General features: G+C 73.4%; 14 protein-coding genes. 9 read left to right on the top strand and 5 right to left on the bottom strand.

Annotation, left to right across the window (positions count from 1 at the left end):
• The first annotated feature begins 12 nt into the window (after nt 1–12).
• The gene (locus tag GA0070560_RS14795) at nt 13–1,533 is read left to right on the top strand and encodes a hypothetical protein (RefSeq protein WP_091296775.1); all 1,521 of its coding nucleotides are present in this window, start codon (nt 13–15) and stop codon (nt 1,531–1,533) included.
• Between the two features lie 39 nt (nt 1,534–1,572).
• A complete protein-coding gene (locus GA0070560_RS14790) occupies nt 1,573–3,033 on the top strand; it encodes a flavin-containing monooxygenase (protein WP_211565850.1) in 1,461 nt (486 codons plus the stop codon).
• An 83-nt stretch (nt 3,034–3,116) separates the two neighbouring features.
• Here the strand turns inward: GA0070560_RS14790 and GA0070560_RS14785 are convergent, their stop codons facing one another.
• From GA0070560_RS14785 to GA0070560_RS14765, 5 genes are read right to left on the bottom strand one after another with little or no spacing between them, the layout of a single operon-like run.
• Entirely contained in the window at nt 3,117–5,930 is a 2,814-nt protein-coding gene (locus GA0070560_RS14785; RefSeq protein ID WP_091296768.1) for a DUF5682 family protein, read from the bottom strand.
• Nucleotides 5,927–7,039: an ATP-binding protein gene (locus GA0070560_RS14780; RefSeq protein WP_091296764.1), complete on the bottom strand. Its 1,113-nt coding sequence runs from the start codon at nt 7,037–7,039 to the stop codon at nt 5,927–5,929. Before GA0070560_RS14780 ends, GA0070560_RS14785 begins: the two co-directional genes overlap by 4 nt.
• Nucleotides 7,040–7,052: 13 nt before the next feature.
• A complete protein-coding gene (locus tag GA0070560_RS14775; RefSeq protein ID WP_091296761.1) occupies nt 7,053–8,534 on the bottom strand; it encodes a vWA domain-containing protein in 1,482 nt (493 codons plus the stop codon).
• Nucleotides 8,531–9,931 carry a hypothetical protein gene (locus GA0070560_RS14770; RefSeq protein WP_091296757.1) on the bottom strand — a complete coding sequence of 467 codons (1,401 nt, stop codon included), beginning with the start codon at nt 9,929–9,931 and terminating at the stop codon, nt 8,531–8,533. Before GA0070560_RS14770 ends, GA0070560_RS14775 begins: the two co-directional genes overlap by 4 nt.
• The gene (locus GA0070560_RS14765) at nt 9,931–10,434 is read right to left on the bottom strand and encodes a hypothetical protein (RefSeq protein WP_091296753.1); all 504 of its coding nucleotides are present in this window, start codon (nt 10,432–10,434) and stop codon (nt 9,931–9,933) included. The genes GA0070560_RS14770 and GA0070560_RS14765 overlap by 1 nt, the downstream gene beginning before the upstream one ends.
• A 790-nt stretch (nt 10,435–11,224) precedes the next feature.
• On the opposite strand from GA0070560_RS14765, the gene araB reads away from it, so the two are divergent.
• The 7 genes from araB (at nt 11,225) to araA (ending at nt 20,086) form a co-directional block, all read left to right on the top strand.
• Entirely contained in the window at nt 11,225–12,925 is a 1,701-nt protein-coding gene (gene araB, locus GA0070560_RS14760; protein ID WP_091296749.1) for a ribulokinase, read from the top strand.
• Entirely contained in the window at nt 12,922–13,614 is a 693-nt protein-coding gene (locus GA0070560_RS14755; RefSeq protein ID WP_170839411.1) for an L-ribulose-5-phosphate 4-epimerase, read from the top strand. Before araB ends, GA0070560_RS14755 begins: the two co-directional genes overlap by 4 nt.
• A gap of 145 nt (nt 13,615–13,759) precedes the next feature.
• Nucleotides 13,760–14,761 carry an ABC transporter substrate-binding protein gene (locus GA0070560_RS14750; RefSeq protein WP_091296745.1) on the top strand — a complete coding sequence of 334 codons (1,002 nt, stop codon included), beginning with the start codon at nt 13,760–13,762 and terminating at the stop codon, nt 14,759–14,761.
• 189 nt (nt 14,762–14,950) lie between these two features.
• Nucleotides 14,951–16,495, top strand: a complete 1,545-nt coding sequence (locus GA0070560_RS14745; RefSeq protein ID WP_091296743.1) for a sugar ABC transporter ATP-binding protein — start codon at nt 14,951–14,953, stop codon at nt 16,493–16,495.
• Complete coding sequence (locus tag GA0070560_RS14740; protein WP_091296740.1) at nt 16,492–17,562, top strand: ABC transporter permease; 1,071 nt, start codon at nt 16,492–16,494, stop codon at nt 17,560–17,562. Before GA0070560_RS14745 ends, GA0070560_RS14740 begins: the two co-directional genes overlap by 4 nt.
• Nucleotides 17,559–18,551 (top strand): galactofuranose ABC transporter, permease protein YjfF, encoded by a 993-nt coding sequence (yjfF, locus tag GA0070560_RS14735; RefSeq protein ID WP_091296737.1) that lies wholly within the window; start codon nt 17,559–17,561, stop codon nt 18,549–18,551. The genes GA0070560_RS14740 and yjfF overlap by 4 nt, the downstream gene beginning before the upstream one ends.
• 29 nt (nt 18,552–18,580) lie before the next feature.
• Nucleotides 18,581–20,086, top strand: coding sequence for an L-arabinose isomerase (gene araA / locus GA0070560_RS14730; RefSeq protein ID WP_091296733.1), 1,506 nt, complete (start codon nt 18,581–18,583; stop codon nt 20,084–20,086).
• The last annotated feature ends 31 nt before the right edge of the window (nt 20,087–20,117 follow it).

Here is a 20,117-nt window from a genome sequence, read left to right as displayed (position 1 = left end):
ACGTTCGGCCGCATGACAGGCCCCGCCGGCGTCGACCCGGCCGCCGCGGTCCTCATCGGAGTCGGCCAGGCCGCCCACCGCGACCGCGCCACCGCCACCCCGGCCGCCGTGCTCATCCGCACGGCGGCCCACCGGGCGCTCGACGACACCGGCGCCGCCGAGGCCGTCCGCGCCCGGCTGCGCACCGTCGGCGTCGCCCACTGCCTGAGCTGGTCCGCCACCGACCCGGCCGCCACCCTCGCCGCCGCGCTCGGCGCCCCCGCCGGCCGTACCCTGAGCACCCACCCCGGCGGCACCGCGCCCCTGGACCTGCTGCACCACACCGCCGCGGCGATCCGGGCCGGCGACGACCAGGTGACGCTGCTCGCCGGTGGCGAGGGTATCCGGGCGCTGCGCGCCGGACTCGCCGACGACCCGGACACCCCCGACGTCCCCGGCGCCCCGCAGGTCCTCGGCACCGACCGCGCCCCGTCGCACCCGGCCGAGGAACGCGCCGGGCTCTACCAGCCGCTCAACTACTACCCCCTGTTCGAGAACGCGATCCGCGCCGCCGGCGGATGGCCCGGCCTGCGCGCCGCCGACGCCCCCGGCGTCGTTCCCGTCGCCGAGCACACCCGCTGGCTCGGCGACCTGTGGGCCCGATTCGCCCAGGTCGGCGCGGCCAACCCGTACGGATGCGTCGACGGCGACCCACCCGACGCCGACCGGATCACCACTCCGGGCCCGGCCAACCGCCCGGTCGCCCACCCCTACCCGAAGCTGCTGACCGCGAACATCGCCGTCGACCAGGCCGCCGCCGTGCTGGTCTGCTCCGCCGGCACCGCCGCCGCCCTCGGCGTGCCCCGGGACCGGTGGGTCTTCGTCGCCGCCGGCGCCGGGGCCACCGACCACTGGCACGTCGGCGAACGCGCCCACCTGCACCGCTCACCCGCGATCGCGGCCGCCGGCCGGGCCGTGCTCGCCACCGTCGGCCGGGGCGTCGACGACCTCGCCCACCTGGACCTCTACTCCTGCTTCCCGTCCGCCGTGCAGGTCGCCGCCGCCGAACTCGGCGTCGACCTCGACCGTCGCACCCCGACCGTCACCGGTGGCCTGACCTTCGCCGGCGGGCCCGCCAGCAGCTACACCTTCCACGCGCTCGCCGAGCTGGCCGGACGGCTGCGCGCCGGCGCACCCGGCGACGCCGCCCTGGCCACCGCCGTGGGCTGGTTCCTCACCAAACACGCCGTCACCGTCCTCACCGCCGCGCCACCGCGCACGCCCTTCCGGTACGCCGACGTGCAGGCCGAGGTGGACGCCACGCCCCGCCGCCGGCTCGCCGACGGGCACCGGGGCGAGGCCACCGTGGAGTCCTGGACCGCCACCTACGACCGCGACGGCGGGCCGTCCGCCGCGTACGCGAGCTGCCTGCTGCCCGACGGCGCCCGCGCCATCGCCGGCAGCACCGACCCCGACACCGTCACCGCCGTGGCGCAGGCCGACCCGATCGGCGCGCGGGTACGCCTCGACGGCGACGGCGCCTTCACCATCTGACCCGCCCCGGCGCCCAGTGCCGGGTGAGGAGTGGACGACGTGGACAGTGACCGCACGCCCCGGGTGGCGATCATCGGATCCGGCTTCGGCGGGGTGGCGGCCGCCGCCGCGCTGCTGCGGGCCGGCTTCGACGACATCGTGCTGCTGGAGAAGGCCGACGGGACCGGCGGGGTGTGGCGGGACAACAGCTACCCCGGGTGCGCCTGCGACATCCCGGCGCCGCTGTACTCGTACTCCTTCGCGCTCAACCCGGACTGGTCGCGACGCTTCCCGTCACATGCGGAGATCCTCGGCTACCTGCGTCGCTGCGCCGACGACCTGGGCCTGACCGGCCGGGTCCGGCTGCGTACCGAGGTCACCGACGCCACCTGGGACGAGGCCGGCTCCTGCTGGCGGTTGCGCACCGCCACCGGCGAGGAGTTGGTGGCCGACGTGCTGATCCCGGCGGTCGGGCAGCTCTCCCGTCCGGTGGTGCCGGCGCTGCCCGGCGCGGCGCGCTTCCGCGGGCCGGCCATGCACACCGCCCGTTGGGACCCGACGGTACGTGTCGACGGCGTTCGGGTCGCGGTGGTCGGCACCGGCGCCAGTGCGATCCAACTCGTCCCGGCGATCGCCGGTCGCGCCGCCCACGTCACCGTCTTCCAGCGCACCGCCCCGTGGACCCTGCCCAAACCGGACCGTCGCTACGGGTCGCTGCGCCGCCTCGCGTACCGGCGGTGGCCGTGGCTGATGCGCCTGCCCCGGGCCGGCGTCTGGGCGATGACCGTGGTGACCGGCCTCGCCGTCACCGGCAACCGGGCCGCCGGCGCCCTGCTGCGCGCGCTGTCCACCGCGCAGCGCCACTGGCAGGTCCGCGACCCCGACCTGCGGGCCCGGGTCACCCCGGACGAACCGATGGGCTGCAAGCGGGTGCTGTTCACCAGCGACTGGCTGCCCACCCTGGCCCGACCCGACGTCGACCTGGTCACCGAGAAGATCGTCGAGGTCACCGCGGACGGCCTCCGCACCGCCGACGGCGTCACGCACCCGTGCGACGTGCTGGTCTACGGCACCGGCTTCGCCGCCACCGACCTCCTCACCCCGATCCGGGTCACCGGCCGCGCCGGCCGCCGCCTCGACGAGGTGTGGCACGACGGCGCCCACGCCTACCTCGGCATGGCCGTGCCCGGCTTCCCGAATCTCTTCCTCATGTACGGCCCGAACACCAACACCGGCAACACCTCGGTCGTCTACTTCCACGAGGCCCAGGCTCGCTACATCGCCCAGGCGGTGCGCATGATCGCCGCCGGCGGGCCACCGTTGGACGTGCGCGCGGACGTGGCGGCCGCCCATGACGCGGACCTGCAACGCCGGCTCGCCGGCAGCGTCTGGACCGCATGTCAGAGCTGGTACCGCACCCCCGGCGGCCGGGTCGTCACCAACTGGCCCGGTATGGCGGGGGAGTACCGGCGCGCCACGGCACGGCTCAGACCCGCCGACTACGGGCGGCCCGACACCTGAGCGCCCTGCGCGCCGCCCCGTCGGCCCGGCTCGCGGGTCCAGGGCGCCTTCCCCGGGCCCGCGAGCCGGCCGACAGACGTCGGCTACCGCCCGGCCCCGGCCGCCGCGAGCAGCCCGGCCACCGCGTCGACCGTGCCGGGGTGCGCGGCCAGCAGCGCGGCCACCTCCGAGGCGCCCGGCGGCGCCTCCACCGGCCGCCAGCCCGCGTCGCAGCCGAGCAGCGCCGCCACCGCGTCCACCGGCTCCGGGTGCGCGGCGAGCAGCGCGCCGACCGGCCCCGCCGCGACGCTCGGGGCAGCCGCCACCGCCGGCGCGGGAGCGATCCACGGCGGCACCCAGGCGTCCAGCGCCGGCAGGGTGCCGGGGAAGGTCCGCCCCGCCTCGCGGACCAGCAGCGGCACCAGCTCCGGGCCCTGGTCGCGCAGGGTGGTGATCAGCGTCGGCAACCAGGGCAGCAGCACCGGGTCGGGCAGCCGGGCGAACGCGGTGGACATCGTCTCCACCACGAACGGCGCCAGCGCCGGCACCGGCTCCAGGGCCTGCACGAACCCGGAGAGGTACTGCGGGAACGCCGGCACCACCAGCGGGTTGCCGAGCAGCTGCGCGCAGCGCTGCCGCAGTTCGGCCAGCGACAGCAGGCCGAGCTGGTGCCGGGCGGCCCAGAGCAGGGCCACCTTCGCCGGGGTCTCCGGATGCGACTGGGCGACGGCGAGTTCGAGCTGCGAGCGGTCGCAGCCCAGCGACAACGCCAGCCCCTCCATGCCGAACAGGAACCCCAACATCGCCCCGACCTGGCGTACGCCGGTCTCCTCGTCGACGACCGCGGTGGGCAGCAGGGTGCAGTAGTGCGCGTACCCGGTGGTGACGAACGCCCGGCACCAGGCCGGCAGCGCCCCGGACGTCCGGTGGTGGGCGAGCAGCCGGCGGATCCGGCGCAGCACCTCCGGGGCGTCGTCGACGGTGCGCTCGGCGGCCAGCAGCTCCACCGCCCGGGCACCGAGTTCGTCGACCAGACGGGGGCTGTCGAGCAGCCGGATCGCGTCCTCGACCGCCCCGAGGGCGATCGCCGCCGTTGCCCGGGGACCCCGGACCGCCCGGCGCAGCCGCTGCTCCAGCACCTGCTCGACGGTCACCCCCTCGTACCCCAGCTCGATCAGGGCACGCTGGTTACGGCCGAGCGCGAGATCCCAGCTCTCCTGGATCGACCGGTGCCCCAGCCGACGCTCGCCCATGATGGGACGGACCGCGTCCGGCGGCAGCAGGTGCCGCAGCATCCACAGCAGGTCGGAGCAGGGTGCCAGCGCCGGGTCGCCGTGCAGGTCCAGCAGCGCCCGCTGGACGGTCCGTTTCTCCAGGTCCAGCCCGAGCGGGGCCAGCCGGTCGAGGACGTCACGGGCCAACGGTGGCAGGGCGTCGTAGCCGACCTGGCCGACCCGGTCGCCGCCGAGCAGGATCTCGCAGAGCCGCCGGACGTCCCGCCGGCCGGGCACCACGTCCTTCTCGATGCAGGTGACAGCCGCGTCGGCGAAGTCGTACGGGGTGGGGCGGGCCCGGTTGCGCAGCCCGGCCAGCAGGATCGACGTCTCGAACACCGCGATCGCGTCGGCGGTGCTGGCCAGATAGCCGTTGCGGCGGGCCAGCCGCACGATGTCGACGCACCAGCCGCGCAGCTCCGCCTCGTCCAGACCGCCGGGGACGGGCGGCGCGGCCAGGAACCCGGAGAGCCGGTCGGTGACCGGGACGGCGGGGGAGGGACCGGACCCGGCCTTGCCGCGCCGGCTACGCCCGCCGCGCTGCCCGTCGAGGCGGAACGGCACCAGACCGGAGCGGGACACCGCCTTCGTCCACGCCGCGGCGGCGATGGAGACCGCGCCGGAGGCGAGGCCGAACTGCGCCTCGATCGCGGAGTGGCTGGACGGGATCAGCCCGTAGCGCCAGCGGGTGCCGGTGCGCCCGGTGATCTCGAAGGGCGGGGCGTCGGCGGCGAGCCCGAACTGCTCGACCCGGCTGGCGGCGTGGAAGGCCCCGCAGACGTAGAGACAGTCGGCCGGGTCGGCCCCGGAGGCGGCCAGGTGCTGCCGCATCCGCGTCCACATGTACCGCTCCCGGTCCTCGTCCCGGTCGGTCCGGTCCGACCCGGCCGGGCGCAGCCGCCGGAACAGGCTGCCGATGAGCACCATCACCTGCCGGTAGGTGTCGTGGTCGGCGTCGGCGAGGGGCTGCTCGACGTACTGGTCCCACCACTCCGACCAGTGCCGCACCTTGCCGTGGTGCAGCAGGTACGTCTCCAGCTCCGCGAAGCGGGGCCGTAGCTCACCGATCTCCACCCCGACCGCGTCGCCGTGCAGCGCGGCGTCCTCGTCGAGGGTCGGCGGTGGCTCGGCGTCACCGCCGTCGGCGGGGGTGTCGTCGCGGGGCGTCCACTGGAAGACGTGGTCGGTGGAGCGGTCGACCAACACCAGCTCGACCCCCGGGGTGTCCAGCGCGTACGCGATGGCCTGGTACTCGGCGGAGGCCTCGGTGACCGGCGCGACGACGCTGAGCGGGCCCCACTCGGCGGGGAAGCCCTCCAGTTCCGAGGCGAACGCCTGCACGGCCACCGGCAGGCGGCAGTTGCGCAGCTCGCCCAGCAGCGGCTGGAGGTCCTCGCAGAGCTCCAGGTAGATCACCTTGGGCTGTTTGGCCCGCAGCCGGCGCACCATGGCCAGCGCGGAGGCCGGCGAGTGGTGGCAGACCGGGAAGATCTCCAGCGGCTCACCGAGGGCGCGGTCGACGTCGTCGACCATGCCGGCGAGGATGCCGGCCACCGCGTCGGGGGAACCGCCGAAGGTGGCCGCCGCCTCGGCGAGCTGCTCACGCAGCGCCGCGAACGGGCCGGTGGGGACGGGTACGGTCATGACAGCGACGCGATCGCCTGGCGGCCGCCGTCGAGGAAGCCCTCCCAGCCGCCGCCGTCCTGCTTGGCCCGCGGCTCGACCACGCCGTGCAGGTACTTGTTGAGGATCGCCAGGTCCTCCGGGCTGCGCCGGGCCAGCGAGCCCATCAGCGACCCGGCGAGGGTCTCCGGGCGCAGCGTACGGTCGCCGAAGAACTGGCTGTGCAGGATCGCGTCCTCCAGCACACCGATCTGCTCGGCGGTGGACAGCGCCGACTCCAGCTTCTCGTCGTCGCTGGTCGCCGACGCGGCGGCGGCCCGCAGGTCGGCGAAGCTCTGCAGCAGGATGTCCAGCAGGGTCGGCGGCACGTCCAGCTCGATGGAGTGCCGGCGCAGCAGCTCCTCGGTGCGGAACCGGACGATCTCCGCCTCGCTGCGTTTGTTGGTCACCACCGGGATGCGGACGAAGTTGAACCGTCGCTTCAACGCCGACGACAGGTCGTTGACACCGCGGTCGCGGCTGTTCGCGGTGGCGATGACCGAGAATCCGGGCTTGGCGAACACGATGTTGTCGTCGTTGAGCTCGGGAATGGAGACGTACTTCTCCGACAGGATCGAGATCAGCGCGTCCTGCACGTCGCTGGTGGAGCGGGTCAGCTCCTCGAAGCGGCCGATGACGCCCTGCTCCATGGCGGTCATGATCGGCGAGGGGATCATCGACTCACGGGACTGCCCGCGGGCGATGACCATCGAGACGTTCCAGGAGTACTTGATGTGGTCCTCGGTGGTGCCGGCGGTGCCCTGCACCACCAGGGTGGAGTTGCGGCAGATCGCGGCTGACAGCAGCTCGGCCAGCCAGCTCTTGCCGGTGCCCGGGTCACCGATCAGCAGCAGGCCCCGGTCGGAGGCCAGCGTGACGATGCTCCGTTCGACGAAGCTGCGATCGCCGAACCACTTCTGCGCGATCTCCCGGTCCAGGCCGTCGGCCCGCTCGGAACCCAGGACGAACAGCCGCACCATGCGCGGGCTCAGCCGCCAGGAGAACGGCTTCGGCCCGGTGTCGACCGACTCCAGGTAGTCGAGCTCGGCGGCGTACTTGACCTCGGCGGGGGCACGCAACATCTCGGACATGTGGTGATGACTCCTAGGTGAGGAAGCTCTTGAGCTCGAAGACGAGTTTGCGGATGTGACCGGAGATGACCGGGGTGCCCAGGTCCTTGAAGCGCTGCCGGAACCACGGGTTCACGCTCTGCTGGCCGGAGCTGTTGACCGAGCCGACCGGGATGAACCGCACCCCGGAGCGGTGCACGGCCTCGATGCCGTCGAACAGGGGCTGGGACCGGTCGAACTCGTAGAAGTCCGAGATCCACACCATGACGGTGTTCCTCGGCTCGACGATCTTGGGTCGGGCGAGCGCCATCGCCACCGGGCCGTCGTTGCCCCCGCCCAGGTTGGTCCGCAGCAGCACCTCGAACGGGTCGTGCACCCACGGCGTCAGGTCCAGCGCCCGGGTGTCGTACGCGATGAGATGGACGTCCACCTTGGGCAGCCCTGCGAAGATCGACGCGAGGATGGTGCAGTTGACCATCGAGTCGACCATCGAACCGGACTGGTCGACCACCACGATCAGCCGTGACGGTGTGGTCCTGCGGGCGGTCTGCCGGTAGTAGAGCCGGTCGACGTAGAGCCGCTCGTCGTCCGGGCTCCAGTTGGTCAGGTTCTGCCAGATGGTGCGGTCCAGGTCGAGGTTGCGGAACACCCGCTTCGGCGGCACCGACCGGTCGATCGTCCCGACGCTGGTCTGCTCGACCTGCGTACGCAACACCTGGGCGACCTCGTCGACGAAGCGTCGGATCAGCGCCTTGGCGTTGGCCAGCGCCACCCCGGACAGGTTCGCCTTGTCCCGCAGCAACTGCTCGATCAGCGACATGCTCGGGGTCAGCCGGGCAGCCAGCGCCGGATCGGCCAGCACCTCGCGCAGGTGCATCCGGCGCACCAGGTCGCCCTCCAGCCCGGCGAGGGTGCCGCCCAGCCCGGCGCTCTGCCGGCGCAGCTCGCCCGGCGCCGCGCCGCACGCCTGCTCGAACCAGCCGGCGTCGGACTGCCAGCGGGCCAACTGCCCGGCGCTGACCGGCCCCGCGCCGGTGGCGAAGACGTTGAGCAGCAGCTTCGACACGAGCGCGGCCCGGCGTACCTCTTCCGCACCCGGCCGGTGCGCGCCGGCGGCTTCGGCCGTCGCCGGCTCGTGGTCCGCGCCGGCCACCTCGTCACCGGCCGCCGCAGCGCAGGCGTCGTCGGCATCGGTCTGCGAGACGGACGCGCCGTCGGCACCGGCCGCCGGGGCGGGCCCGGGGGCCGCCCCGGTCGGGAGTGGAGCCTCGTCGGTCGGGGCCAGCAGGCCGCGCAGCTCGTCGGCGAGCGCCGGGAAGCGCTGCACCACGGTGTCCACCGAGACGGTCGGGTCGAGCAGTGCCGCCGGCAGGCCGAGGTCGTCGACGACGGCCACGCTCGCCGACTCCAGGGTGGGCTGCTCGTCCGGGTCGAAGAGCCGGGCCAGCAGTCGCCAGTACAGCACCTGCCGTCGGTTGGCGTCGGCGAGGTCGTGGGTGGGGATCGACTCGGTCATCGGCGCAGCAACCGTCCCGCGCGTTCGCGCAGCACGGCCACGACGTCACCCGACCTGGCCTCGGCCTTGGCCACCTTCGGGTCGGTCACGCCGCACGCCCAGTCGCCGTTGTGGACCTCCACCACCTTGCGCTTGACGGTCGAGCGGACCGCGACCGGCTGCACCAGCCACCGTCCGGCGTCCCAGCGGGCCAGGCCGAGGCAGGCCGAGGAGCCGGCGACCAGCTCCGGGGTGACCGGTCCGCAGGACGGCAGACGGTCGACCGCCACGGCGATCCGCTGACCGTCCAGCTCCAGTTCGAGCCCGCCGTCGGTGTCGTGCACCGTGTAACCCTCCAGCAGCACCGGCTCGGCGAGCACGGCCGGGTGCCGGTCCAGCGGCGGTGCGGCCGAGGCCACGGCGGCGGGCAGCAGGACCCGCGCGGTGGCGAACGGGTCGGCCGGCTCGCCGGGGCGTACCGCGTCGTCGTGCCAGAGCAGGTCCGCACCGTGCAGCGGCAGGTCGTCGACGGTCACGGCGCGCCGCTCGGCCAGCGCGGTCAGCAGGACGGGGTGGGCGTGCAGCAGCTGCCACAGCGCCGGGCCGGAGATCGTGTCGACCTTCGCGGCGCTCACCGCGGTACGCACCAGCCGGGCCGGGCTCCCGTCGGTCGGTTCGAGGACGGCGTGCAGCTGGACCTGCACCGCCGTGTCGTGTTCGTGCACGTCCACCGCGAGCGGCAGCAGCCGGCCGGAGACCGGCTCGACCGCTCCCGGGGTGACCGGCCCGGCCTGGGCCAGCAGCATCCCCCGGCTCCACAGGTCCGCCCAGCGGCGGCTCGGCACCTGCGGCATCGTCGCGACCGGAACGCAGGCCCGCAGCTCGGCCGCCAGGCCGTCGAGCAGCACCGCCAGCCGGCGTGTGCCCAGCGTGGCCAGGGCGGACTCGATCGGGGCGTCGGCGGCGGCGAGCAACTCGTGGTCGACGCCGCGCCATCCGGTCACCGCCAGCTCGTGCAGCCAGGCCCGCGCGCCCGCCGGATCGGCCGTCACCTCGGTCGGCCCGGTCGCCGTCGCGGGCGTCCACGGCCGGCGCTCGCGCCCCAGCGCGGCGTCGAGTCGGGCCAGCAGGGCGTCGTGGGCGGCGCCGAACAGCGCCGTGCGCGCCCCGGCGAGCACGGCGAGGTGCTCCTCGGCGACGGAGCCGGCGGTCACCTTACCCACCGCCTCGGCCACCCGGTCGGCCAGCGGGGTGGCCGCGACCGCCCCGGCGAGGGCGGCCAGGGCCGCCGCGTCGGTCTCGCCCACCCGGGCCAGACCGCGGGTCAGAGCGTCGTCGAAACCGGCGGCGACGTCGAGCGCGTCGGCCAGCCCGGCCGGGTCGCCGTCGTGCAGCGCGGTGAGGTGGGTGCCCAGCATCAGCGACCCGCCCCGGTCGCCGGGAACCAGTGCAGCTCGGGTGTCGGGGTGGTGCCGCCGGGCAGTTCCAGGTAGGCCAGGTGGCGCAGGAACCGGCTGAACACCACCGCGGCGGAGGTCGGCTCGTGCCGGGCGTCCAACCGGCTCATCAGCTGTGCGCCGGTCTGCACCTCGTCGTCGGCCTCGACCCGCAGGTAGCGGACGACCCGGTCGACGCCGTACTGGAGCACCGCCTCGTCGGCCAGCGCGTGCAGGTGCTTGCAGGGGGTGCCCCGCAGGCCGCCGCAGGGCCGGTTGTTGTTGGTGCTGCAGTGGTAGGCGTGGGTGCCGGAGGTGACCGACGAGACGTACACCCGCTCGATGTCCGACCCGCTGGACACCACGCCCTGAAGCCGCCCGTCGGCCAGTTCCACGAAGGGCACCTTGGCCAGTTTGCGGGGCCGGGCGGGCGGCACCACCCGCACCGCGCTGCGCCGCTGGGCGGCCCCGTCCACGTCCGTCACTTCCGACCTCCCCTGCCCGCCGGAAGACCGGCGACGCCCATGGTGAAGCGGCCGTCGGATCGTGCCGACGCCGCCGTGACGACATGGATCATGGACCACGGGTACGACACGAATCCACGTCGGACGCGCGGCGGCCCGGCCGGCGTCGCCGACCGGGCCGGGTTCGGGCAGCCAGCTCAGCGGAAAGCTGCTGGCCGCTCGGCGGTTCCGGGGCAGTCACTGGCTGTCCGCCGACGAGGTGGCCCGGGTCCACGGCCCGTAGTTGGCCGCTCCCGCGCCGGTCGCGCCGTCATACGGCCTGCCTTTTGCCGCGGGTATGCGCCGAGGAGTCACCGCGCCGTCGGGCCGGGGCAGCCGGCGGAAAACCCGCCGTGGCCGCGGCGCCGGCCGTCACCGGTACGAGCCGCACGGTGCCGTCGACGACCCGGACGTACCGGTCGGGAGGGTGACCGAGCCGATCGACTCGGACCGCTGTTCATGTGAGCGCGAACAGGACCCGGGAGAATTGTCGAGCCATGCCGCGCGGTCGATCTCGCGATGACGGGAGCATGGCGTCGGGAGTCCGGTGGTCTGTCCGGAGAGAGGGCCGTCGAGCCGGTGGTTCCCAGGTTGACTCCTGCGGTTGGCTCTGCCGTCGGATCGGTCGAGGTGAGAGCCGCCGCCCCCGTCCGGCGGGCCCACTTCCGCCTGCTGCGGGTGGGCGAGAGTTCTGAGGGCGGTTTCGGAAGACACCTTGACGACAGCGATGTGAGCGCTAACACTGTGCGCAGCAGGTCACGGGAGGATGGGCATGGACGAAGCTGCAGGACCGGACGACCGGTACGTCGTCGGCGTCGACTTCGGCACGTTGTCGGGGCGGGCACTGGTGGTGCGGGTCGCCGACGGCGCCGAGGTGGGCACCGCGGTGCACGAGTACCGACACGCGGTCATGGACACCGCGCTCACCGCCGCCGACGGTCGGCGACTGCCGGCGGACTGGGCGCTGCAGGACCCCGACGACTACCGCGACGTGCTCCGGCAGGCGGTGCCCGCGGCCCTCGCCGCCGCCGGCGTCGACCCGGCGCGGGTGATCGGCGTCGGCATCGACTTCACCGCCTGCACGGTGCTGCCCACCCTGGCCGACGGCACCCCGCTGTGCGAGGTGCCCGAGCTGCGCACCCGGCCGCACGCCTGGGCGAAGCTGTGGAAGCACCACGCCGCCCAACGCCAGGCCGACCGGATCAACGCCCTCGCCCACGAGCGCGGCGAACCCTGGATCGGCCGCTACGGCGGGAAGATCTCCGCCGAGTGGCAGTACGCCAAGGCCCTGCAACTACTGGAGGAGGACCCGGAGCTCTACGCCCGCGCCGAGCGGTGGATCGAGGCCGCCGACTGGATCGTCTGGCAGCTCTGCGGCGCCGAGACCCGCAACGTGTGCACCGCCGGCTACAAGGGAATCCGTCAGGACGGCCGCTACCCGGCCCGGGACTACCTCGCCGCCCTGCACCCGGGCTTCGCCGACTTCGTCGCCAAGCTCGACGGCCGGCTCGCGCCGCTGGGCGCCCGGGCCGGCGGGCTCACCGCGCAGGCCGCCGCCTGGACCGGCCTGCCCGAGGGCGTCGCGGTCGCGGTGGGCAACGTGGACGCCCACGTCACCGCCGCCGCCGCCCAGGCCCTCGACCCGGGCCGGCTGGTCGCCATCATGGGCACCTCCACCTGCCACGTCGTCAACGGCGCCCGGCTGGCCGAGGTCGCCGGCATGTGCGGCGTGGTCGACGGCGGGATCAGCGCCGGCTCCTGGGGCTACGAGGCCGGCCAGAGCGGGGTCGGCGACATCTTCGGCTGGTACGTCGAGCACGCCGCGCCCGCCGGCTGGGCCTCGCACGAGGCGCTGAGCGCGGCCGCGGCCGCCCAGCCCGTCGGCGCGCACGGCCTGATCGCGCTCGACTGGTGGAACGGCAACCGCTCCCTGCTGGTCAACCACGACCTCAGCGGCGTCCTCGTCGGGCTCACCCTGGCCACCCGCCCCCCGGACGTCTACCGCGCGCTGCTGGAGTCCACCGCGTACGGCACCCGGATGATCATCGAGGCGTTCGCCGACGCGGGAGTGCCGGTCGACGAGGTGATCGTCGCCGGTGGGCTGACCGCCAACACGCTGCTGATGCAGATCTACGCCGACGTCACCCGGCGTCCGCTGGGCATCATCGGCTCCGCGCAGGGCCCGGCGCTGGGCTCGGCGATCCACGCGGCGGTGGCCGCCGGCGCGTACCCCGACGTGCCGGCCGCCTCGGCGGCGATGGGCCGGGTGGACCGGGACGTGTACCGGCCCGACCCGGAGCGTGCCCGCGCCTACGACGCCCTGTACGCCGAGTACCGCCGCCTGCACGACCACTTCGGCCGTGGCGGCGACGACACGCTGCTGCGCCTGCGGGCCATCCGCAACGCCGCCCGACAGGCGGCCGACCCGACCCCGGCCGCGCCGGCCGCGGCACCCCTGGAGGTGATGGCATGAGCGTCGAACTGCCCGCCGAGGTGACCCGGCTGCGGGAGACCGTGGCGAGCCTGCACGCCGAACTGGTCCGCTACCAACTGGTGGCCTGGACGGCCGGGAACGTCTCCGCCCGGGTGCCCGGACGGGACCTGATGGTCATCAAGCCCAGCGGGGTGTCCTACGACGACCTGAGCCCGGAGAACATGATCGTCTGCGACCTCGACGGCGTGGTGGTCGACGGCGACCTCTCGCCGTCCAGCGACACCGCCGCGCACGCCTACGTCTACCGGGCGATGCCCGAGGTGGGCGGCGTGGTGCACACCCACAGCGGGTACGCCACCGCCTGGGCGGCGCGCGGCGAGCCCGTCCCGTGCCACCTGACCGCCCAGGCCGACGAGTTCGGCGGCGAGATCCCGGTCGGTCCCTTCGCCCTGATCGGCGGCGACGACATCGGCAAGGGGATCGTGGCGACCCTGTCCGGGCACCGCTCGCCGGCGGTGCTGATGCGCAACCACGGTGTCTTCACCATCGGCCCCGACGCCCGGGCGGCGGTGAAGGCGGCGGTGATGTGCGAGGACGTGGCCCGTACCGCGCACCTGACCCGGGCGCTCGGCACGCCGGTGCCGATGGCCCGCGCCGACATCGACTCGCTCTACGACCGCTACCAGAACGTCTACGGCCAGCCGGGTACGCGTTCCACCGCCCGGTGACCCGCCCGTGTCCCGGCCGGACCCGCCCCCGCAGACCGGCCGGCCGATCGCACCACCGCACCACCCACCCGGCCCGGCGCCGTCCGACGTGCCGTGCCGACCGGCCGGGTGGCACCCCCACCTCACCCCCGAAGGAGTCACCGACATGGTGCACATCCGTACCACCATCACCCGTCGTGGGCTCGGCGCCCTGCTCGCCGCCGGCCTGCTGGCGACCGGCCTGTCCGGCTGCGGCAACAGCGACACCGGCGGTGACGCCGGCGGCACCGACAAGATCGTCCTCGGGTTCTCCCAGGTCGGCGCGGAGAGCGGCTGGCGTACCGCGAACACCAATTCGATCAAGGAAGCCGCCGGGGCGGCCGGCATCGAGCTGAAGTTCGACGACGCCCAGCAGAAGCAGGAGAACCAGATCAAGGCGATCCGCAACTTCATCCAGCAGAAGGTGGACGTGATCGCCTTCTCGCCCGTGGTGGAGTCCGGCTGGGACACCGTGCTCAAGGAGGCCAGGGACGCCAAGATCCCGGTGATCCTCACCGACCGCAGCGTCGACTCCGCCGACAAGACCCTCTACCAGACGTTCATCGGCTCGGACTTCGTCAAGGAGGGCCGCCTGTCCGGTGAGTGGCTGGTCGAGCAGACCAGGTCCGCCACCGGGCCGGTGAACATCGTCGAGCTGCAGGGCACCACCGGCTCGGCCCCGGCGAACGACCGTAGGAAGGGCTTCGCCGAGGCGATCGCGGCCAACCCCAACCTCAAGGTCGTCGCGTCGCAGAGCGGTGACTTCACCCGGGCCGGCGGCAAGCAGGTCATGGAGCAGTTCCTCAAGGCCAACCCGAAGATCGACGTGCTCTTCGCGCACAACGACGACATGGGCCTCGGCGCGCTGGAGGCGATCACCGCGGCCGGCAAGGTGCCCGGCAAGGACATCACCATCATCACCATCGACGCGGTCAAGGACGGCATGCAGGCCCTGGCCGACGGCAAGTTCAACTTCATCGCCGAGTGCAGCCCGCTGCTCGGGCCCCAGCTGATGGACCTGGTGAAGAAGGTGCACGCCGGCGAGTCGGTGCCCACCCGGGTGGAGACCGAGGAGACCACGTTCACCGTCGAGCAGGCCAAGGCCGCGCTGCCGACGCGCAAGTACTGACCCTCCGGACCCGGGCGACGACCCGGCGTCCGCTCGCGACGAATCCTCGCCGTGACGGCGGCGGGCCGGCGGTGTCCCGGGACACCGCCGGCCCGGCCACCTCCCCGCGCCCGCACACCGACGGACCGGGACCGCCCCGCGCGGTCGCGCCCGCCCGGTACCGCCGAGAACCACGAAAGGTCTGGTGGGATGTCGCAGAGGCATCCGGTCCTGACGATGACCGCGATCAGCAAGCTCTTCCCGGGCGTACGCGCCCTCGACGGTGTCGACTTCCGCCTGTTCCCCGGTGAGGTCCACGCCCTGATGGGCGAGAACGGCGCCGGCAAGTCCACCCTGATCAAGGTGCTGACCGGCGTGTACGACACCGACGCCGGGACCGTCACCCTCGACGGCGCGCAGGTCTCCTTCGCCGGCCCGATGCAGGCCACCGCGGCGGGCGTGAGCACCGTCTACCAGGAGGTCAACCTCTGCCCGAACCTGTCCGTGGCGGAGAACATCTTCATCGGCCGGGAGCCGCGCCGCCTCGGCGTGGTCGACTGGCGCGAGACCCGCCGGCGGGCGCAGGCCCTGCTGGCCCGTCTCGACCTGCACATCGACGTCACCGAACTGCTCGGCAGCTACTCGCTCGCGGTGCAGCAGATGGTGGCCATCGCCCGCGCCGTCGACGTGCGGGCGCGGGTGCTGATCCTCGACGAGCCCACTTCCAGCCTGGACGCCGACGAGGTCGCCCAACTGCTGCGGGTCATGCGGCAGTTGCGCGACGAGGGCATCGCGATCCTCTTCGTCACCCACTTCCTCGACCAGGTGTACGCCATCGCCGACCGGATCACGGTGCTGCGCAACGGTCGCCTGGTCGGCGAGTACCTGACCGCCGACCTGCCGCAGATCGCCCTCGTCGAGAAGATGATCGGCAAGGAGTTGGACGCGCTGGAGCGCCTGGACTCCGAGGCCGGCCGTGACCCGGCGGCCGTCGCCGCCGGCAAAGCGCTGGTCGAGGCCGACGGGCTCGGCCGTGCCGGCTCGGTGGCGCCGTTCAGCCTCACCATCCACCAGGGTGAGGTCGTCGGCCTGGCCGGGCTGCTCGGCTCGGGGCGTACCGAGGTCGCCCGGTTGCTCTTCGGCGCGGACCGCGCGGACCGGGGCCGGCTCACCGTGGCCGGGCGGCCGGCAGCCGTGCGGACGCCGGTGGCGGCGATCGAACGGGACATCGCCTTCTGCTCGGAGAACCGCCGCACCGAAGGGCTGGTCGGTGAGCTGACGGTGCGGGAGAACATCATCCTGGCGATGCAGGCGGCGCGGGGCTGGCTGCGCCCGGTGCCCCGACGCCGGCAGGACGAGCTGGTCCAGCGCTGGATCGAGGCGCTGAGCATCCGCCCGGCCGACCCGGACATGCCGGTGCGCAACCTCTCCGGCGGCAACCAGCAGAAGGTGCTGCTCGCCCGCTGGCTGATCACCGAGCCGCGGCTGCTGATCCTGGACGAGCCGACCCGGGGCATCGACATCGGCGCGAAGACCGAGATCCAGCGCCTGGTGGCCGAGCTCTCCGACGGCGGCATGGCGGTGCTGTTCATCTCCGCCGAGCTGGAGGAGGTGCTGCGGCTCAGCCACACGGTGGCCGTGATGCGCGACCGGCAGATGGTCGCCCAGCTGGCCAACGACGACTCGCTCGACGCCGACCGCGTCATGCGGGCCATCGCCAGCGGCGCGCAGCAGGAAGGGCTGGAGAAGGCATGAGCACCGTGCGGACCCGTGTCACGACGATCACCGGCCACCGGCTGTTCTGGCCGCTGGTGGTGCTGCTGGTGCTGCTGGCGGCGAACACCGTCCACCGGCCGAGCTTCCTGTCGGTCGAGCTGAAGAACGGCCACCTGTACGGCAGCCTGATCGACATCGTCCGGCTCAGCGCCCCGCTGATCCTGGTGGCCCTGGGCATGTCCCTGGTGATCGCCACCGGCGGCATCGACCTGTCGGTGGGCAGCGTCGTCGCGGTCAGCGGGGCGGTGGCCTGCCTGTACATCAGCGAGCAGCCCGACCAGGACAGCCTGGGCGGCGTGCTGACCGCGCTGGCCCTCGCCTTCGGCATCGCCCTGCTGCTCGGTGCCTGGAACGGGGTCCTGGTCGCCGTCATCGGCATCCAGCCGATCATCGCCACGCTGATCCTGATGGTCGCCGGGCGTGGTCTGGCCCAGCTGATCACCTCCGGGCAGATCATCACCGTCAACAGCGGGCCGTACCGGACGATCGGGGTGGGGCACCTGCTCACCCTGCCGTTCGCGATCGTCGTCGCCCTGGCGGTGACCCTGGTCGTGGCGGTGCTGACCCGGCGTACCGCCCTCGGCATGATCATCGAGGCGGTCGGCGGCAACGCCGAGGCGAGCCGACTCGCGGGCGTCCGCTCCCGCCGGATCACCTTCCTCGTGTACGTGGTCAGCGCTGCCTGCGCGGCCGTCGCCGGCTTCATGATGACCGCGAACGTCTCCAGCGCCGACGGCAACGCCGCCGGTCTCTGGGTGGAACTCGACGCGATCCTGGCCGTGGTCATCGGCGGTACGTCGCTGGCCGGCGGCCGGTTCTTCCTCAGCGGCACCATCGTCGGCGCGCTGATCATCCAGACCCTGACCACCTCCGTGTACGCCATGGACATCGACCCGCAGACGGCCCTGCTGTTCAAGGCGGTGGTGGTGATCGCGGTCTGCCTCATCCAGGCCCCGGCGTTCCGCGCCCGCCTCCGACGCCGGCGCCCGTCCACGGTGGCCCCGGCGCCCGCCGCCGAGAAGCAGAAGGAGCAGGTTCCGGCATGACCACGACACCACTGGCCGCGCGCGCGGAGCGCGCATGGTGGCGGGTGCCGCAACGGCACGTGCCGGTGCTGGCCACCCTCGCCCTGCTGCTCGTCATGTACGGCGTCGGCGTCTCGCAGTACCGCGCCTTCTCCAACGTCCAGGTCGTCTTCAACATCTTCATCGACAACGGCTTCCTGCTCGTCGTCGCGGTCGGCATGACCTTCGTGATCCTCACCGGCGGCATCGACCTGTCGGTCGGCTCGGTCGTGGCGATGACCGCGATGGTGTCGGCGTCCCTGCTGCGCGACGGGCTGCACCCCGCTCTGGTGCTGCTGATCGCGCTGCTGATCGGCCCGACCCTCGGGTTCGCGATGGGCTGCGTCATCCACTTCTTCGACATCCAGCCGTTCATCGTCACCCTGGCCGGGATGTTCTTCGCCCGGGGCATGTGCACCTGGATCAGCTCGACCTCCGTCCCGATCGCCGACGGGTTCTGGACCTCGGTGGCGCAGGCGCGCATCCGCGTCGGCGAGAACTTCGTGACCGTCAGTGTCCTGATCGCCCTGGCCGTGGTCGCGGTGGCCGCGTTCACGCTCGCCTACACCCGGCTGGGCCGCAACGTGTACGCCATCGGCGGCAACCAGCAGTCGGCGCTGCTGATGGGCCTGCCGGTCGGGCGGACCAGGATCGCCGTCTACACGATCAGTGGGCTCTGCTCGGCCGTTGGCGGCATCCTGCTGTCCTTCTACACCCTCTCCGGCGCCCCGCTGATCGCCGTCGGCATGGAGTTGGACGTCATCGCCGCGGTCGTCATCGGCGGCACCCTGCTCACCGGTGGCTCCGGCTACGTCTTCGGCACCGTGCTGGGCGTGCTGGTCCTCGGCGTGATCCAGACCCTGATCACCTTCGACGGCACCCTCAGCTCCTGGTGGACCAAGATCGTCATCGGTGGCCTGCTGTTCGCGTTCATCCTGCTCCAACGCCTCGTCGGCATCCGCACCAAGTGACCCCGACCAGTTCCACGGAAGGCACGCCCATGACCAGCACACCACCCGCCGCCGAGGTCTGGTTCCTCACCGGCAGCCAGGGCCTGTACGGCGAGAAGACCCTGCGCCAGGTGGCGGAGCAGTCCCGGCGGATCGCCGCGCTGCTCGACGCCGACCCCGCCATCCCCGCCCGGGTGGTCTGGAAGCCGGTGCTCACCTCCAGCACGGAGATCCTGGCGGTCTGCCGCGACGCCGCCGTGCAGGGGGCGGTCGGGGTGATCGCCTGGATGCACACGTTCTCCCCGGCGAAGATGTGGATCTCCGGGCTGGACGCGCTGCGTACCCCGCTGCTGCACCTGCACACCCAGGCCAACGTCGAGCTGCCCTGGTCCGAGATCGACATGGACTTCATGAACCTGAACCAGGCCGCCCACGGCGACCGCGAGTTCGGGTACGTGCAGACCCGGCTGGGGGTGGCCCGCAAGACGGTCGCCGGGCACGTCAGCAACCCGCAGGTCACCGCCCGCATCGCGGCGTGGATCCGGGCTGCCGTCGGGCACGCCGAACTGCGGTCGCTGCGGCTGGCCCGCTTCGGCGACAACATGCGCGACGTGGCGGTGACCGAGGGCGACAAGGTCGAGGCGGAGCTGCGCTTCGGCGTCTCCGTCAACACGTACGGGGTCAACGACCTGGTCCAGGCCGTCGACGCGGTGCCGGACACCCGGGTCGACGAACTGGTCAAGGAGTACGACGACGCCTACCGGCTCGTCGCCGAGCTGCGCCCCGACGGGGAGCGGCGCGACTGTCTGCGCTACGCCGCCCGGATCGAGGCGGGGCTGCGCGACTTCCTCGACGCCGGTGGCTTCCGGGCCTTCACCACCAACTTCGAGGACCTCGGGGGGCTGCGCCAGCTGCCCGGCATCGCGGTGCAGCGGCTGATGGCCGACGGGTACGGCTTCGGCGGCGAGGGGGACTGGAAGACCTCCGTGCTGGTCCGCACGCTCAAGGCGATGTCGGTCGGCGCCACCGGTGGGACGTCGTTCATGGAGGACTACACCTACGACCTCACCCCCGGCCGGGAGCTGGTCCTCGGCGCGCACATGCTGGAGGTGTGCCCGAGCATCGCCGCGGCGGCGCCGAGCGTGGAGATCCATCCGTTGGGCATCGGTGGCCGCGAGGACCCGGTGCGGCTGGTGTTCGACGCCCGGCCCGGCCCGGCCGTGGTGCTGGGTCTGGCCGACATGGGGGAGCGGTTCCGGCTGGTCGCCAACGAGATCGACGTGGTCGCCCCGCCGCAGCCGTTGCCGAAGCTGCCGGTGGCCCGCGCGGTGTGGCGGCCCCGCCCGGACCTGCCCCGCTCGGCGGAGGCGTGGCTCACCGCCGGCGCCCCGCACCACACCGTGCTGTCCCAGGCCGTCGGCGTCGAGGAGCTGCACGACCTGGCCGACATGGTGGCCACCGAACTGGTCGTCATCGACGCGCAGACGACCACCCGCCGGCTCACCGACGAGCTGCGGTGGAACCAGGCCTACTACCGGCTGGCGCGTGGCTTCTGACCGGCGCGTACGCCGGGAGGGCGCCGGCCGG

Source organism: Micromonospora halophytica (genome assembly GCF_900090245.1).
Classification (GTDB): Bacteria; Actinomycetota; Actinomycetes; order Mycobacteriales; family Micromonosporaceae; genus Micromonospora; species Micromonospora halophytica.
This window is presented reverse-complemented; position numbering and strand designations above follow the sequence as displayed.